A 466-nucleotide genomic window follows, 5' to 3' on the forward strand; every position below is an offset into this window, starting at 1 on the left:
GGCGGCCCGGTCCTCGGGCAGGAGCCCGCGTGGCCGCGGCTGTGCCTGACCCGCGGCCGATGGTCCCGGGCCCGCCGTCGACTCATGCGTCGACACCCCCGGCGGTGCCGGGGCGAGACGCGCCGCACCCGCGACCGGCGGTTGCGGCGGCCCAGCGGACGGTTGCGCCGACCCGGCGGCCGACTGCGCGGGCGCGGCCGGCGGCTGCGAGGCCCTGGCCGGAGACTGCGGCTGCCCGGCAGGCGACAACCCAGCAGGCGACAGCCCGGCCGGCTGCTGCCCGGCAGGCGCCTGCCCGGCAGGCGACTGCGACGACCTGGCTGAATGCTGCGCGGACGCGGCGGAGGGCTGCGAAGGCCCAGCAGATGGCGGCGCGGACACGGTCGACGGCGGCGTGGAGCTGGACGACGACCGCGGCAGCCCGGCCGGCGGCTGCGCGGATCTGCCTGGAGGCTGCGGGGACGGG

Source organism: Protofrankia sp. CiP1_Cm_nod3 (genome assembly GCF_982290655.1).